At 39.2% G+C, this 16,076-nt stretch carries 13 protein-coding genes; 7 read left to right on the top strand and 6 right to left on the bottom strand.

Annotated features, from left to right (window positions below):
- The first annotated feature begins 111 nt into the window (after nt 1–111).
- Together tyrS and FSB73_RS27665 are read left to right on the top strand one after the other, a co-directional pair.
- On the top strand, nt 112–1,287 hold the full coding sequence (gene tyrS / locus FSB73_RS14665; RefSeq protein WP_225974041.1) for a tyrosine--tRNA ligase: 1,176 nt from the start codon (nt 112–114) through the stop codon (nt 1,285–1,287).
- Nucleotides 1,269–1,388, top strand: coding sequence for a hypothetical protein (locus tag FSB73_RS27665; protein ID WP_394344852.1), 120 nt, complete (start codon nt 1,269–1,271; stop codon nt 1,386–1,388). The genes tyrS and FSB73_RS27665 overlap by 19 nt, the downstream gene beginning before the upstream one ends.
- 74 nt (nt 1,389–1,462) lie before the next feature.
- Here FSB73_RS27665 and FSB73_RS14660 read toward each other — a convergent pair whose 3' ends face one another.
- Both FSB73_RS14660 and FSB73_RS14655 read right to left on the bottom strand, forming a co-directional pair.
- Nucleotides 1,463–2,830 (bottom strand): bifunctional folylpolyglutamate synthase/dihydrofolate synthase, encoded by a 1,368-nt coding sequence (locus FSB73_RS14660; RefSeq protein ID WP_146783715.1) that lies wholly within the window; start codon nt 2,828–2,830, stop codon nt 1,463–1,465.
- 57 nt (nt 2,831–2,887) lie between these two features.
- The gene (locus FSB73_RS14655; RefSeq protein ID WP_146783711.1) at nt 2,888–3,763 is read right to left on the bottom strand and encodes an energy transducer TonB; all 876 of its coding nucleotides are present in this window, start codon (nt 3,761–3,763) and stop codon (nt 2,888–2,890) included.
- A gap of 1,597 nt (nt 3,764–5,360) precedes the next feature.
- Between FSB73_RS14655 and FSB73_RS14650 the strand changes: the two genes are divergently transcribed.
- The 3 genes from FSB73_RS14650 to sucC all read left to right on the top strand — a co-directional run bounded on the left by FSB73_RS14650 (nt 5,361) and on the right by sucC (nt 8,751).
- Nucleotides 5,361–6,590, top strand: a complete 1,230-nt coding sequence (locus FSB73_RS14650) for an NADP-dependent isocitrate dehydrogenase (protein ID WP_146783708.1) — start codon at nt 5,361–5,363, stop codon at nt 6,588–6,590.
- A 106-nt stretch (nt 6,591–6,696) separates the two neighbouring features.
- The gene (hisA, locus tag FSB73_RS14645; RefSeq protein WP_146783705.1) at nt 6,697–7,410 is read left to right on the top strand and encodes a 1-(5-phosphoribosyl)-5-[(5-phosphoribosylamino)methylideneamino]imidazole-4-carboxamide isomerase; all 714 of its coding nucleotides are present in this window, start codon (nt 6,697–6,699) and stop codon (nt 7,408–7,410) included.
- Between the two features lie 129 nt (nt 7,411–7,539).
- On the top strand, nt 7,540–8,751 hold the full coding sequence (gene sucC / locus FSB73_RS14640) for an ADP-forming succinate--CoA ligase subunit beta (protein WP_146783702.1): 1,212 nt from the start codon (nt 7,540–7,542) through the stop codon (nt 8,749–8,751).
- A 100-nt stretch (nt 8,752–8,851) separates the two neighbouring features.
- On the opposite strand, the gene FSB73_RS14635 is transcribed toward sucC, so the two are convergent.
- Nucleotides 8,852–10,423 (bottom strand): BamA/TamA family outer membrane protein, encoded by a 1,572-nt coding sequence (locus FSB73_RS14635; protein ID WP_146783699.1) that lies wholly within the window; start codon nt 10,421–10,423, stop codon nt 8,852–8,854.
- On the bottom strand, nt 10,399–10,824 hold the full coding sequence (locus FSB73_RS14630) for a hypothetical protein (RefSeq protein ID WP_146783694.1): 426 nt from the start codon (nt 10,822–10,824) through the stop codon (nt 10,399–10,401). The genes FSB73_RS14635 and FSB73_RS14630 overlap by 25 nt, the downstream gene beginning before the upstream one ends.
- A 73-nt stretch (nt 10,825–10,897) precedes the next feature.
- Between FSB73_RS14630 and FSB73_RS14625 the strand changes: the two genes are divergently transcribed.
- Both FSB73_RS14625 and FSB73_RS14620 read left to right on the top strand, forming a co-directional pair.
- Nucleotides 10,898–11,569, top strand: a complete 672-nt coding sequence (locus FSB73_RS14625) for a metal-dependent transcriptional regulator (RefSeq protein WP_192904061.1) — start codon at nt 10,898–10,900, stop codon at nt 11,567–11,569.
- Between the two features lie 44 nt (nt 11,570–11,613).
- Complete coding sequence (locus tag FSB73_RS14620; RefSeq protein WP_146783691.1) at nt 11,614–13,926, top strand: GH92 family glycosyl hydrolase; 2,313 nt, start codon at nt 11,614–11,616, stop codon at nt 13,924–13,926.
- 390 nt (nt 13,927–14,316) lie between these two features.
- Here the strand turns inward: FSB73_RS14620 and FSB73_RS14615 are convergent, their stop codons facing one another.
- Both FSB73_RS14615 and FSB73_RS14610 read right to left on the bottom strand, forming a co-directional pair.
- A complete protein-coding gene (locus FSB73_RS14615; RefSeq protein ID WP_091401534.1) occupies nt 14,317–15,012 on the bottom strand; it encodes a response regulator transcription factor in 696 nt (231 codons plus the stop codon).
- A gap of 133 nt (nt 15,013–15,145) precedes the next feature.
- Nucleotides 15,146–16,048: a nucleotidyltransferase family protein gene (locus FSB73_RS14610; RefSeq protein WP_146783687.1), complete on the bottom strand. Its 903-nt coding sequence runs from the start codon at nt 16,046–16,048 to the stop codon at nt 15,146–15,148.
- Between the last annotated feature and the right edge of the window lie 28 nt (nt 16,049–16,076).

Raw genomic sequence — 16,076 nt, 5'->3', positions numbered from 1 at the left:
GCCATTATACATATTAAATAAAAGCACAACTTAAACAAAATTTACATACGTTTTTGGGTTTCATGTTTTATATTATAAAGCGGTTCAGTTACCTTTGCCAAAATTTTGAAGATGAATTTAATACAAGAACTAAGTTGGAGAGGCATGATCCAGGATATTATGCCAGGAACAGAGGAGCAATTATTAAAGGAAAAGACCTCTGGTTATATTGGATTTGATCCAACTGCAGACAGCCTGCATATAGGCAGTCTGGTACCTATATTATTATTAGTTCATTTACAAAGAGCAGGTCACAAGCCTTACGCCCTTGTGGGTGGTGCGACCGGCATGATCGGGGACCCAAGTGGCAAAAGCGCAGAAAGAAATCTGCTCAGCGAGGAACAATTGAGCAAAAATGTAGAAGGTATTAAAAATCAGCTTTCTAAATTCCTGAATTTCAATCATCAAGACCAAAATAGTGCTGTTTTGGTCAATAATTATGATTGGTTTAAAAATATCTCATTTATTGAATTTCTACGTGATACAGGGAAACATATCACCGTCAACTACATGATGGCCAAAGAAAGTGTAAAAAAACGCTTTTCAGGAGATGTAGGCATATCCTATACCGAATTTGCATACCAGCTGATGCAAGGTTACGACTTCTACCATTTATACAATACAGACGGTTTGAAACTGCAAATGGGAGGTAGTGACCAATGGGGAAACATTACCACTGGTACGGAGCTTATCCGCCGTAAAGCGGGCGGAGAAGCCTTTGCATTTACCTGTCCTTTAATAAAAAAGGCAGATGGCACTAAGTTTGGCAAAACTGAACAAGGGAATGTTTGGCTTGATCCTGAGAAAACCTCACCCTATCAATTTTACCAATTCTGGCTAAATAGCACAGACGAGGATGCAAAAAACTGGATTAAGATATTTACATTCCTGAGCCAGCAAGAAGTAAATGAACTTTTGGAAAAACATGAACAAAAGCCAGAAGAAAGGTTATTACAGAAAAAATTGGCAGAGGAGTTAACTAGATTTGTACATGGAAACGAGTCGTTGACATCTGCGCTGGAGGTAACTCAAAAGCTTTTCAGCAACCAGAATGCTCCCATAGAAGCGTTGTCTATTGAAGACCTGGAGAGTATGGAAGGCGTAAAGAAAATGAGTTTCCCTAAAGCCACCTTCCAAACAGAGCCTGATGTAGTAAGCTTTCTGGCAGAAGCTGGCATTTTTCCTAGTAAAGGAGAGGCCCGAAAAATGGTACTAGGGGTGGCGTCAGCATCAATCGCAGCAAAATAACTGATATTCAGTACAAACTTAATGCGGATCAACTGCTTCATGAAAAATACTTACTCGTACAAAGAGGCAAAAAGAACTATTATTTGGTAGAGATTGCCTAATTATTATCGTTATTTATAATCTTGATAAAAAAAGGGGATGCAAGCATCCCCTTTTTTTTATCAAATCCTTTTATTTAAGCAATTATGTTCAATTGCCGCATGGAATCTTTCACCTCCGCCACCAAAAACACACTTCCACAAACAAGGATCAAATCACCATTTTTATAATTAGCCCTCGCTGCAGCTAATGCTTCTTTCATATTCGGATAATCATTTCCCTCTAATTCAAATTTCAGTGCCAGGGCTTTTAATTCAACCGCAGACAAAGCCCTAGGTATTGGAGCCTGGGTAAAATAATACTGAGCATTTTTAGGCATTTCCTTTAAAGAAGCTGAAACATCTTTATCCTTGACAAACCCCGTGATGATATGAAGTTTTGAATACTTCATTTTGCTGAGCTGGTTCCGGATCATTTTAATACCATCTACATTATGCCCAACATCCGTAATAATCCAAGGATCAGTAGAGACCTGATCCCACCTGCCAGCGATCCCTGTCAGTTCTTTGACCCTTTTTAATCCTTTCCTAAGGGCCTCCTTTTCAATGTTCCACCCCAAGCTGCGCAATTGATGGACCGCTTCCAAGACTCCAACAATATTTTTTAATTGATAACTTCCATTTAGGTCTAATTGATAGATATCAGCCAAAGCCATCGGATGAATTTGGGTTATTTCACTATCATTGTTTTTACGCCTGACACAAATTGTCAACAGTGGTTCTTGTTTGTTACCTGTAGAGATAGTTGGAACACCCACGGACATCTGCCATAGATTTTGCGCCAGAAACAATGGAGCATGTTTATTTTTGGCGACTTGCTCAAATACGGGTTTCGTTTCAGGGAGATATTCAGAAATAACAACCGGTCTACCCTCTTTGATAATACCAGCTTTTTCTCCAGCAATTTCAGTTAAGGTATTTCCTAAAAACTGCATATGATCATAACCAATATTTGTTATTAGCGACAATTCGGGTGTAATGACATTGGTACTATCCAGTCGGCCCCCCAACCCTGTTTCAATAATAGCAATATCGACTTTTTGCTGTTCAAAATAACAAAATGCCATTACAACAGTTATTTCAAAAAATGAGGGTTGAATTCTGTCTAAATATGGCCGGATTCTCTGAACAAATTGCACTACAAAATCCTCAGAGCACAGCGCACCATTGATACGGATTCTTTCTCTAAAATCATACAAATGTGGGGATGTGTAAAGACCTGCTTTATAGCCCGCCTCCTGAAATATTGCAGCCAGCATATGACTACAGGAACCTTTCCCATTTGTACCGGCAATATGAATAGATTTAAACTTTGTCTGTGGGTCTCCTAAGGCAGCACATAACGCAAGGGTATTTCCCAAATCTTTTTTGAAAGCAGAAGCGCCATCCCTGCTAAATACGGGCAATTGCGCATATAAGAATTCGATCGTTTCTTTATAATCCATGAGATGATAGAATAATTATGCGCAAGTTAATACACAATAAGAGTGTCGGGCCAATTATTAACCATTTAATTTAAAATTAAACACAATTGTTCCTGTTTGAGCATCTACGGAACCTTGGTTAAACTTCAATTGCTTGGCCTTTCTTATCGCAATACCTAAAATAGTCGAATTAGTAGTTGTTGTACCTCTTGGATTAACACTCGCACTGGTTACATGACCTGCCTTATTAACGATAATATCCACGGCTACCTTTGCGTTTTCGTTAAATTTACCGGTAAAGCTTCTATCTCCAACAAACCTTCTGTTGGATAATCCACTGCGGATACTAATACCGCTGGTTCCGGTTCCACCATTACCCGTATAATTATCAGAAGCAGGATTGCCATTAACCTTACCTTGATCGCCGTTTCCTCCAGCTATTCCCTGATTTCTTTTGCCATTATAACTATCTGCATTATTACCACCTGTCCCTTTATTCTTGCCGCCGCTATAAACGGCTTTAGGGCTGGGAGGAGCGGGTGTCTTATTAATTACTTTTTTTGCAGTGGCCTTCTTGACAGATTTTTCCACAGCTTTTGGATCGGTCCTCTTATTTTCTTTAGGCTTAGGGGATGTTTTGATGACAGGAACATCATCCTTATTATCTGCAACTTCTTTATATTCCTTAGGTGCTGACTGTGTAGCAACCATTGGAGGAGGATTATCAGTAGGCTTTTGATCGTCAGCAGTGGGTTCTCCAGGCAATTGAGGAGCTATATCTCCCATTCCCTGATCAGAATTACCTAGATTCACTTCAATACCATTGTCCACCACCTCAGGGGGAGGTGCAGGCAACTTCCAGCTCGCAAATATTAATGCAAGTGCCAGAACACCACAAGTTATGACGGTATACCCTAAAGCTTTAAGATTCTTCTGTTTTTCCTGATTCTCCAAAATCTACACGGTTTATGTGGAACAAATTTATTAAAAATAATGGTCTAAACCCGTTCAAAAGGCTAAAACCTTTTGACTTTAAGATATATGAAAAGTTAAAGGTAAGCACCAAATGAACTCTCTTGCAATAAGTTATTATTATAATTATCTCTTCGAATTACAAATTAACACTATATTTGATCTATAATTAATATTTCCATCAACTACATGTTTAATTGAGACTTATGAAAGACATTCTTGGATTAAAAACCTCAAAAATATACAAAAGAGAAATTTACATCTTCTTTCTCATCTACTTATTTATTAACACTTTAGTAATCTATAAATATGCAACCAGGCAGCATTTTATCAATCCAATTTTTTTATCCATAATTTACGCAATTTTCTTATGGCTGATCTTTTTCATTAATTATAAAATTAAATTTAAAGAAAGGACCTATAAATGGCTATTTTATTTAATATCATTGTTATTCTTTATATTTTCGATTTGGTTGAATATCCATGTAGATAAATTTGCATTAAAGGTGGATAGGTGGTCTGCAATGGAAGCCGGGATCAAGGCTTTATTTCATAATGAATATCCTTATAGTGCTTTAGACCATTTAAAGGGGCAGACCTCTAACTTACCCGCATTGATTTTTTTAGGAATACCATTTTATTTAATAGGTGATGTTGGTTATCTTCAATCATTCACATTCATTATTTTTCTAATAATTATTTCAATTTATTTTAAATCCTATAAAATTCGTTTTAGTGCATTATTATTAATAATATTCTCATCCACCTATTGCTATGATATTTATGTAAAAAGCGATATAATTTCTAACTTCATATTGTTGTTAACTTTTGTCGTTCTTTCTGAAAAGTACTTTAAAAGTGAAAGCAAAAAAAGCATCATTATTAATAGCTTAGGAAGCGCATTGTTACTGATGACTAGACTAGTCACAGTAATCCCATTAACATTGGCTCTCTTAAAACGATTTCTAAATTTTAAAACCAAAAATAAAGCATTGTTTCTACTAACCTTTTTGCTTATTACAATAATTTCCTTTTTTATTGTTTTTAAAAACTTTGGCAGTTTGAACAATTTCATGAGATACAATCCATTTTATTTACAAAATAGCCAACTCCCTTTTTCTTTAAGTTTATTCTGTATATTCCTCTCAATCTCTTATTCATTTTATGTAAAATCATTTAATGGCTTAATAAAAGCATGTACTTTGATTTTATTAATTACCGTTCTCTTATCCTTAATTGCAAAAACGATTGAATTCAAAGGGCTCCAAAATAGCATCTTGAATTCTAGGTTTGACATCAGCTATTTTAATTTCGTGAGCCCATTTCTGATATTTTATATTACACTAATATATGATAAAATTAATTTGAATAACAAAATTGACAATTAATTCAAAATGAATAATTCAACTAAATCGTTAAAACAAACAAGTATTAGTCTAAATAGGCTATAAATATCTAATAATCAATTCATAAAACAATTTTTTATATAATACAAATTATGCATCTTGGATGGGCTTATTTAAATACATTCCCTTATTTTTGTACACATTATTGTAAAATTTAAAATAGTTGTTGACTAATGGCTGAAAAAATCAAAGTAGCTAATCCAGTCGTAGAATTGGATGGCGATGAAATGACACGTATTATCTGGAAATTTATCAAAGACAAATTGATTCTACCCTATCTTGAATTAGATATTAAATATTATGATCTGGGCGTTGAACATAGAGATGCCACTGACGATCAGGTTACTGTGGATGCAGCCAATGCCATTAAACAGTTTGGTGTGGGTATCAAATGTGCAACAATTACCCCTGATGAAGCACGCGTAAGTGAATTTGGACTCAAAAAAATGTGGCGTTCACCAAACGGAACAATCAGAAATATCCTTGACGGTACCGTATTTCGTGAACCCATTGTTTGTCAGAATGTACCAAGACTTGTTCCAAACTGGACAGCGCCAATTTGTATCGGCCGTCATGCATTCGGTGATCAATACCGTGCAACGGACTTCGTAACCAAAGGAAAGGGGAAACTGAGTATAAAATTTGAAGGGGAAGATGGGACTGTACAGGAATTTGAAGTCCATAATTTTAATGGCGATGGCGTAGCCATGGCCATGTACAATACAGATGAAAGTATCCGCGGTTTTGCACATGCATGTTTTAACCAGGCTTTAGCTAAAGGATGGCCGCTGTATCTTTCTACTAAAAATACCATCCTGAAAAAATATGATGGCCGCTTCAAGGATATCTTTGAAGATATCTATCAAAATGAATATAAAGCGAAATTTGAAGCAGCAGGCATCACTTACGAACACCGCCTGATTGATGATATGGTGGCATCTGCTTTAAAATGGCATGGAAATTTTGTATGGGCCTGTAAAAACTACGATGGCGATGTACAAAGTGATACAGTCGCTCAAGGTTTCGGCAGCTTAGGGCTGATGACTTCTACCCTGGTTACGCCAGACGGTAAAGTTATGGAAGCAGAAGCCGCTCATGGTACCGTTACTCGCCATTACCGCGAACATCAGAAAGGCAACAAAACGTCTACCAACCCAATTGCCTCCATCTTTGCCTGGACAAGAGGCTTGGCATTCAGAGGTAAACTGGATGAGAACCAACCACTGATCGACTTTGCCAACACACTGGAAAAAGTATGTATTGAAACCGTTGAAAGTGGCAAAATGACCAAGGACTTGGCTATTTGCATTCATGGTAACAAAGTAAAAGCAGGAGAAGATTATTTGACTACTGAGGAATTCCTGGATGCATTGGACAAGAATTTACAGGCTAAAATCGGATAGATTAAAAGCTTTATAAATTCAATAAATAAAAAGCATGCGCAACACCTTAATTTTGTTGCGCATTCTTTTTATAAAGTGATTTTAAATTTTTGAAGATTAATTAATTATGCAAATTATTCCAGCCATTGATCTGATAGATGGCAAATGTGTTCGCCTGACACAGGGCGATTATAATCAGAAAACCATTTATAATGAAAACCCGGTGGAAGTCGCCAAATCCTTTGAGGCAGCTGGCCTGAACCGGTTACATCTGGTGGATCTTGACGGCGCCAAGGCCGGCAAGGTCACGAACTGGCAAGTATTGGAAAACATTGCAGCAGCAACTGACTTGACCATTGACTTCGGCGGCGGTATTAAAACGGAGGAAGATGTAAAAATAGTACTGAACAGTGGAGCGCGATTTGCCACCATTGGCTCTATCGCCGTTAAAAACGAGTCATTATTTACAGAATGGCTGGATAAATATGGCCCCGATCAATTCTTATTGGGGGCAGACGTCAAAAACAGTTTAATTACCATAGGCGGTTGGCTGGAAACCACCGAGCTTTCTGTTTTTGATTTTATTAAAAAATACCGGGACAAGGGTATCCAAAACATTTTTTGCACTGATGTATCCAAGGATGGTTTATTACAAGGACCTTCACTTGTGTTATATAAAGAAATTATCAGCAAATTCCCTGACCTCCATTTTATTGCAAGTGGCGGCGTAAGCTCTATGGAAGATTTAAGTGCGCTTGCTGACTATGGCTGCGCTGCAGCCATAGTCGGCAAGGCCATCTATGAAGGAAAAGTAACGCTTGATGAATTAAGCAAGTTTTAGTTTTTGTAAGTTTTTCCTATCTGATTCAGGAAACAAAAAGGCAAAACCTTTGAATGGGTACAAATCCACCTTTGCACATTGGTCGAGTTGACTTATCTTCGTGCAACTAAAAATCTTAAATTTAGTCTTATGAATTTGCATGAATACCAGGCAAAAGAGTTATTAAAAAAATATAATGTACCTGTTCAGGATGGCATTTCCGCTGATTCAGTGATGTCCGCCGAGGAAGCTTATCGTCAGATAAAATCAGAAACCAATAGTAAGTTCGCCGTTATCAAGGCTCAAATCCACGCTGGTGGCCGAGGGAAAGGACTGATTCAGGGAACAGAACAACATGGTGTTCAAGTAGTTAAAAGTGCAGAAGAAGCAGCAGCCGTTGCCCGTAATATCTTAGGTGGCGTACTTGTCACCAAACAAACAGGCCCAGAAGGTAAAAAAGTCAATAAAATATTTATTGCTAAAGACGCCTACTATGAAGGTGAACATCCTGTAGCTGAATTCTATCTTTCTATCCTTTTGGATCGCTCTAAAGGACAGAATGTCATCATGTACAGCACTGAAGGTGGTATGGATATCGAAGAAGTAGCTGAAAAAACGCCAGAAAAGATTTTTAAAGAATGGGTATACCCAGGTGGCGGATTGATGCCTTACCAGGCACGTCAAATTGCGTTTAACCTTGGTCTCTCTGGCATCGCTTTTAAAAATTGCGTAAAATTTGTAACCAATCTGTATAACGCCTACATTGGCACAGACGCTTCCATGCTGGAAATCAATCCATTATTTAAAACATCCGATGATAAAATCATTGCAGTAGACTGTAAACTGAATATCGACGAAAATGCCCTGATGCGTCATCCGGATATTGAAGCGCTGAGAGATGTAACAGAGGAAGATCCTACAGAAGTAGAGGCTGGTCAATACAATCTAAACTTTGTAAAACTGGATGGCAATGTTGGCTGTATGGTCAATGGCGCTGGTCTGGCCATGGCAACAATGGATATGATCAAACTCAGTGGTGGAGAACCTGCTAACTTCCTGGACGTAGGTGGTACAGCCAATGCTCAAACCGTTGAAGCCGGCTTCCGTATCATCTTAAAAGATCCGAACGTAAAAGCAATTCTGATCAATATTTTCGGTGGTATCGTACGTTGTGACCGTGTGGCAGCAGGCGTCATCGAAGCATTTAATAAACTTGGCAATATTGACATTCCAATTATCGTAAGATTACAGGGAACCAATGCAGAAGAAGCCAAAAAACTTATTGATGAAAGCGGTCTGAAAGTTGAGTCTGCCATTTTACTCAGTGAAGCAGCCGATCTGGTAAAAAAAGCAGTTGCTTAAGAGCACCGAACAAATTAGTTTCTTTCATATAACAGTCCGTAGGCAAAATCACCTAGTGATTATGTCTGCGGATTGTAAGTTTATGGACGGTAATTAACGGCTAAAACAAAGTTACATAACCAATATGGACCTTTGCCTGACTGAGCCCAAACTGATTTCCACCGCCTTTACCGGTGGCCAGACTAAAATTAAAAATACCTGCCCGGGTTTCAAAGGCCATCCCCAAGCCAAAACTAAGGTAACCATTATCAGTACTTCGTACGTGATTATGGTAGCCAGCATATCCAAAATCAGAGAATCCAAAGAAATAGGAGTTCTGCCCAATCAAATAGCGATATTCAAGCGTCCCTATACCATAAGTCGTTGCATAGATACTTTGCTCATCAAATCCTCTTAAAATGGCATGGCCGCCAATCATAAACATCTCATTTACAAATATATGTGGACTTTGATATAGTCCAGCATTCACACCCAGTTTTACGACACCAAATTTGCCAACCGGCAAATATTTGGCTGCAGCCAGACTGAGCCTGACCTGATAACTGCTAAGTGGTACCGTATCATATAGGCTTCCATAGTCAAAACCATCTGTTGGTGTAATGGAGGTAATCGTATTATTTTTCTTCACTTTTTTATTGCCAATGATGGCTTCAAGATCCAGTTCACTGCCTTTACGAGGATTTAGCTGGTAATCTGTTGTATTTAATTGATACCCCAGGCCAATATTTACGGAATGTACATCCATTATTTCAGGTAACTGCTTTTCGGCAATAATGGATAGTGTATCCACATCCAGTAGCCTGGAAGAGGCTAGATTTATGAAAACCTTCCCCTTTTGCAGGGGAGTGAACTGATAAGTAGTTCCTAGATTCGCTGCGACATTTACGTAACCAGAGTCCTTTTTATAAAGATTAAAGCTAAGATCAATCCCAAAGGGAGAATGCAGGATAAACGGCCGCTGAAATGCCAGCGCAATCCGCGGCGACTGGGGTTGCAGCTGTTCCCAATTAACATTCAGGGTTTCCCCGCTGCCAAAGGCGTTTCTAAGCAGTAGCTGAACTTGCCCGGTCACCTGCAATTTTCCGCCCGTCTCGCTGCCTGCCGGCATAAAACCTATCAACGCATCGATCTGATTGGTGGGTTGTTTATCCAGCAGCACATTTACCGTAGCCCCAGAAATCCCCATATTAATTTGTGTAGGCCCCTTCCATTTTACATAGGGCAGGTTTTGAAGCAATCGATCCGCAGCTGCGATTTTGGACTGATCAAAGGGTTCTCCAGGATGTATATTCAGATATTGACTTAAAAAGGAAGGTTTAATTTGGGCATTTCCTTTAATAAGAACCGTATCAATGGTATAGCGCAGGCCTTTTTCTACCCATACTTTGCCGTAAACGCCCATTTGTCCCGTTTTGCCCTGCACTTGTTCAAAGCGGACACTATCCAAGCGAGCACTTACAAAAGGATAACCCTGGTCTAAATAATACGCCACCAACGCTTCAGTAATTGGCCGTATCCCATCTTTTTTCATGACAGTTCCCTGTAAATCAGCAGGATAAATACGTCTGTCAGCCAATATTTGTCTTTGTTCATCGGAAACATCCAGCTTCAACCATTTATAAACCGGTCCCAGATAGAGACTGGCCTTCACCAAATGCCCCCTTGTTGCCATACAGAATCCACAGAAGCACCCAAATATCCCTGGTCGGCTAATACCTTAGGCAGTGTTGATAAATAGTGTTTACAGGAATCAATTGTAGGAAAACTGGTAATAAATTTTAAATGAACATCTAACGTGGCACTGTCCAGCTTTTGGATTTGCAAATGTATGCTATCTTGCACAGGATGAAGAGAAGGCTGCGCCTGACTGCCCATTGTGGTCAGCAAAAACAGCCCCAAAGACAGTACAGCAGTATGGTAAAGTGGCCGCAGGCTAAATAATGATTTTCCAGACTTGCTGATCCGTAATTTTAAAAAGTAAACATCACCCAGGTTAGAATGCATAAATAATGACTGATACGTAAATCTGTATAACACCTTAAAAATAGGTGTGCCAGGCAGGCAAACTTTCATTAATGATCATTAGGTTTGCCCAAAAGTTAAAGATAACTTTACCAGTATTAAACGTGCACTCAATTTTATTATTATGGAACAAGCCATTTCCTTTACTGAAGAGAACTATTTAAAGACCATTTATAGCCTGTCTAAGCAAAACAAGGGGAAGATTGCCAATCTTTCTATTGCAGAAAAATTGCATATTAATCCGGCCACTGTCACAGAAATGCTTAAAAAGCTCAATGAAAAGAATCTGATTGATTATAACCGAATAGATGGAGCAGCCTTGACCTCCCAGGGAGAATCCCTGGCACTAAAGGTCATCCGCAAACACCGTCTTTGGGAAACATTTTTGGTCAATAAGCTATCATTTAATTGGGATGAAGTCCATGAAATCGCCGAACAGTTGGAGCACATCCAGTCTGACAAGCTCATTCGCCAACTGGATAAGCTGCTTGGCTTTCCTAAATTTGACCCTCATGGCGATCCAATACCCGACAAAAACGGTCAATTGCCACAATCGCAGGCATTCCCCCTGGTCAGTGTGGAAGAACCGGGAACCACTTATAAGCTCATTGGGGTTGCCAACCATACGACGGCTTTTCTGCAATATTTAGATAAAATCAAAATAACCATCAATGATAAGATAGAAATCAAGGAAATTCATGAATTCGACCACTCCATGGTTATCCGCATAGGCAATCGTACCGCTGTAATGATCAGTAGTGAAGTGGCCAAAAACCTCCTGGTCAGCGCTCAATAGATGCAAACATTAAAACAAGCAATAAAGTAATAAACTAAGAAACAATGAATAAAAGTTCAGGTATACTATTAGGACTGCTTTGGGTCACTATGGGATCCGTTATGGGGCAAACCACCACGCAGCTACCGCTGGTTAGGTACGTAAAACCTATTATAGGAACCGAGCGCATGGGCCATACTTTTCCTGGAGCAACCGTACCTTTTGGCTCCGTACAGCTAAGCCCGGAAACAGACACCATTCCCTACAGTGTCGATGGTAAATATCAGCCTGATGTCTATAAATACTGTGCCGGTTACCAATATGATGACCATACCATCGTCGGATTTGCGCATACCCATTTTAATGGAACAGGACACTCAGATCTCGGGGATTTTCTGATCATGCCAACAACAGGTAAGCTTCGCTTAAACCCAGGTACCGCCACCGATCCGGATCATGGTTTCCGCTCCAGGTTCTCTCATCAAAGTGAGGAGGCAAGCGCCAATTATTACCGTGTAGACCTGCAGGATTACGGTATTAAGGCTGAACTTACCACTACCACCAGGGTAGGCATCCATCAATATACTTTCCCAGCTTCAGATAGTGCCCATATCATTTTGGATATGATGTACAATATTTATAATTATCCCGGCAAGGACATCTGGACCTATGTGCGTGTTCTAAATGACTCCACCGTGGTCGGCTACCGCCAGACCAACGGTTGGGCCAAAAACAGAACAGAATATTTTGCGCTGCAATTCTCCAAGCCTTTTAAAAGCTACGGATATAAAAACTACTCTACCACCGAACCTTATATCGGCTTTTGGAGAAGATTTAATATGTCCAAAAACTTCCCCTTGATCCAGGGACATGATATCCGCGCCTATTTTAATTTTAATACGACAAGTGGCGAGAAAATTGAGCTCAAAATGGCGCTTTCTCCGGTTAGTTACGCTGGTGCACTCGCCAATATGCAGGCAGAGGCACCTGGCTGGGATTTTGACCAGTTAAAAAAGGCGGGTCAACTAGCCTGGGAAAAACAACTGGAAAAAGTAAAAATTCAGACGATGAGTGATTCTGATAAGGTGAATTTTTATACGGCCATGTACCACAGCTTTATCAATCCAACCATTTATATGGATCAGGACGGGCGCTATAAAGGCCTGGACCAGCAGGTACATAATGCTAAAAAAGACCAATTTACGAATTATACCACTTTTTCTCTATGGGACACTCACCGTGCGCTGCATCCTTTATTTACCATCCTGCAACCCAAAAGAGCTGGAGATATGGTAAAGTCAATGCTGAAGCATTTTGATCAGAGCATTGTCCATATGTTGCCCGTCTGGTCAACCTATGGCAATGAGGGCTGGTGTATGACGGGTTATCACGCCGTGTCAGTACTCGCTGATGCAGTAGCCAAAAATATTGGTGGTTTTGATGCACAAAAAGCATTAACGGCAGCGGTTACCACCGCTACCAATCCGCTCTACGACAATATTCCTGCCTATGAAAAATATGGATATATTCCAGATTCCATGAGTGGCACTTCCGTTTCTACCACCTTGGAATATGCCTATGATGACTGGTGTATTGCCCAGATGGCAAAAAAGCTTGGAAATCAGCAAATTTACCAGCAATTTGCCAAAAGAGCCATGAATTATAAAAATGTGTATGATCCCTCTATAGGTTATATGCGGCCCAAAAATAAAGCAGGGGAATTCCGTAAAAAATTCGATCCCCTGGAAACCTCAGGCGAAGGCTTTATTGAAGGCAATGCCTGGAATTACACCTTATATGTCCCCCATGATCCTAAAGGGCTGATTAGTTTGCTAGGCGGTGATAAAGCCTTTATTAAAAGACTGGATGCCCTGTTTACCACTTATTTGCCCGATAAATACTTTGCGCACACAGAAGATATTACAAGAGACGGGCTGATAGGCAATTACGTTCATGGCAACGAGCCTTCTCACCATATAGCTTATCTGTATAACTGGACCTCACAGCCCTGGAAAACCCAAAGTACTGTCCGGATGATCTTAAAATCTCAGTACCATAATGGGCCGGACGGATTAGGCGGCAATGACGATACCGGTCAAATGAGCGCCTGGTATATCTTCAGTTCACTGGGTTTTTATCCAGTGGCGCCTGGTAGTGACTTATATAATCTGGGAAGTCCACTCGTAAAGTCAGCCAGTATTCAACTGGAAAACGGTAAAACCTTTACGATAGAAGCTGTGGATCAGTCTCCGGAAAATGTCTATGTCAATAAAGTAGAATTAAACGGTAAAAAGCTTGAGGGCAAAACCATCAGCCAAACAGATATTACAAATGGGGGCAAACTAACCTTTTATATGAGCCGTAAACACGGAAAATAATTAAGCATAGACACATATAATCAAGCAGTATACAAAGCCTTGTTTTTAATACTGTAGATGATTTATATAACTAAGGGTGGCTAACCTAGATGTTCAGTGACATCTAGGTTAGCCACCCTTAGCTTTTAATCAATTAGTGCAAATTATCTGCATTTGAACGGGAATTACCCAGCCTAATGCCCATTTGGCTTGCATTAATCAAATAGTTACTAAAAACAACAAAGAGCTGATCCAAAAAAAGGTTCAGCTCTTTGCTTATTATTAATTACCTAAAAATTCCAGATGTATTATCTGATTACCTTAATACCAAAAGGTTCAAGATTAAATCATTTAGCCTCCAGGATATTACAGTCATCATCAAATGACATCATGATCTAAGTCTTTTTCCTATTAAGGCGCTACCAGACGGAAACCATTGCCATGAATGTTGACAATTTCAATCTGATCGTCTTCTTTGAGATATTTACGGAGTTTGGCGATATACACATCCATACTACGACCATTGAAATAGGTATCGCTACCCCAAATTTTCTTCAGCGCTTTTTCTCTTGGCAGAAGATCATTTTTATGCTCAGCGAGCATTTTCAACAGTTCATTTTCTTTTGGAGAAAGCGTATGGGTTTCATCCCCATGAATCAACTGACGTAGACGCGGATTAAAATGGAACCCGCCTAAATCAAATTCAACATATTCATTCTCTTTATTGACTTCTTCATTGCGTTTCAGGATGGCCTTGATTTTCAACAATAATACTTCACTGTCGAATGGTTTGGTGATATAATCGTCCGCACCTAATTTATACCCCTGAATGATATCTTCTTTCATGGTTTTGGCACTCAAGAAGAATAATGGCACATCTGGGTTAATATCGCGAATTTCCTCAGCCAACGTAAATCCATCCATATGAGGCATCATTACGTCCAGTAAGCAAATATCAGCACCTTCTCTTTGGAAGGCTGCCAGACCCAACCGGCCATCGCGTTCCAGGACCACTTCATAATCATTGAGTTCCAGGTAGTTCTTTAAAACCATTCCCAAATTTTGGTCATCCTCACAAAGAAGGATCTTGTATTTTTTGGTTACCATATACTACTTATTTTTAAATTTGAATATAAAGGTAATACATGTTTTATAAAACATTTGCTAATATTTTATAATTTGTTACCGCTTGACTGACTTTAAAATGCTGTTTTATGGCGTTGGTCCACAGAATTAAAGCTTACGCCCACAGATTATCAGGATATGCTCCATTTGCTAAAAGTTGGTCTAATTCTTTTTTTACAACAGGTGCATCCTCTTTATAGGTTACACCAAACCATTTAGCATCAGTCGGAATCACATCAATTATGCCATTTTTCTCCTTAATAAAGGTATCAGCTACCTTAGGCATCAAAAATTCGCTCTTGATATCAGTGATATTCCTTTCCAAGAATGGCTTAAATTCTGAATCACAAAGTTCTATAAAGGAAGGTGCAAAACAGAAAAAGTTCATCGAGACGAAGGTATCTGGATCCATTTCTATAAAATTGTCTCCATCCTCGTAAACGACTTTATCGTCCTTTTTATATATTTTCAGTCTTTCTTCAATGCCGGTCATCTGACCTTCATTATTGGTAATAATTTCGCCTCTGGAAACAGAACCGTTGTCACTCAGGGTGTTTTTAAGCTTATAAGCAATTGAGCCGTATACATTATCAGCTACTTTGGCATCCAGGAAGCTGTAAGCTTTCTGGAAAGCATCGGCACCGTAAAAATCGTCCGCATTAATGACAGCAAAAGGACCGTCAATTTTACCCTTACAGCAAAGAATAGCTTGTGCCGTACCAAAAGGCTTGGTTCTTTCCTGGGGAATATCAAAGCCCTCTGTAAAAGCACTTAATTCCTGGAAAACATAATCGATTTCAATTCTGCCCTTTAATTTGGGTTCAAATATCTCTTTGAATTCCTGGACAAAATCTTTTCTAATAATAAATATTACTTTTTTGAACCCGGCGCGGATTGCATCATAGATAGAATATTCAATGATTGTTTCTCCGGAAGGACCAAATGATTGGATTTGTTTAAGACTTCCGTAACGGCTTGCCATACCCGCCGCTAAAATTACCAGCGTAGGTTGTTTCATAATTGGATAATTTGTTTAAACTTTGGCG

This window comes from Arachidicoccus ginsenosidivorans, from assembly GCF_007971385.1.
In the GTDB taxonomy this organism is placed as follows: domain Bacteria; phylum Bacteroidota; class Bacteroidia; order Chitinophagales; family Chitinophagaceae; genus Arachidicoccus; species Arachidicoccus ginsenosidivorans.
Note: the sequence above shows the minus strand (reverse complement) of the source record. Positions and strands in the feature narration are given on the sequence as shown.

Bases quoted from the DNA above. Each gene is read 5' to 3' on its own strand.
- tyrS (WP_225974041.1), top strand. From the start codon at position 112: ATGAATTTAATACAAGAACTAAGTTGGAGAGGCATGATCCAGGATATT.
- FSB73_RS14660 (WP_146783715.1), bottom strand. From the start codon at position 2,830: ATGGATTATAAAGAAACGATCGAATTCTTATATGCGCAATTGCCCGTA.
- FSB73_RS14650 (WP_146783708.1), top strand. From the start codon at position 5,361: ATGGCTGAAAAAATCAAAGTAGCTAATCCAGTCGTAGAATTGGATGGC.
- hisA (WP_146783705.1), top strand. From the start codon at position 6,697: ATGCAAATTATTCCAGCCATTGATCTGATAGATGGCAAATGTGTTCGC.
- sucC (WP_146783702.1), top strand. From the start codon at position 7,540: ATGAATTTGCATGAATACCAGGCAAAAGAGTTATTAAAAAAATATAAT.
- FSB73_RS14635 (WP_146783699.1), bottom strand. From the start codon at position 10,423: ATGGCAACAAGGGGGCATTTGGTGAAGGCCAGTCTCTATCTGGGACCG.
- FSB73_RS14630 (WP_146783694.1), bottom strand. From the start codon at position 10,824: ATGAAAGTTTGCCTGCCTGGCACACCTATTTTTAAGGTGTTATACAGA.
- FSB73_RS14625 (WP_192904061.1), top strand. From the start codon at position 10,898: ATGGAACAAGCCATTTCCTTTACTGAAGAGAACTATTTAAAGACCATT.
- FSB73_RS14620 (WP_146783691.1), top strand. From the start codon at position 11,614: ATGAATAAAAGTTCAGGTATACTATTAGGACTGCTTTGGGTCACTATG.
- FSB73_RS14615 (WP_091401534.1), bottom strand. From the start codon at position 15,012: ATGGTAACCAAAAAATACAAGATCCTTCTTTGTGAGGATGACCAAAAT.
- FSB73_RS14610 (WP_146783687.1), bottom strand. From the start codon at position 16,048: ATGAAACAACCTACGCTGGTAATTTTAGCGGCGGGTATGGCAAGCCGT.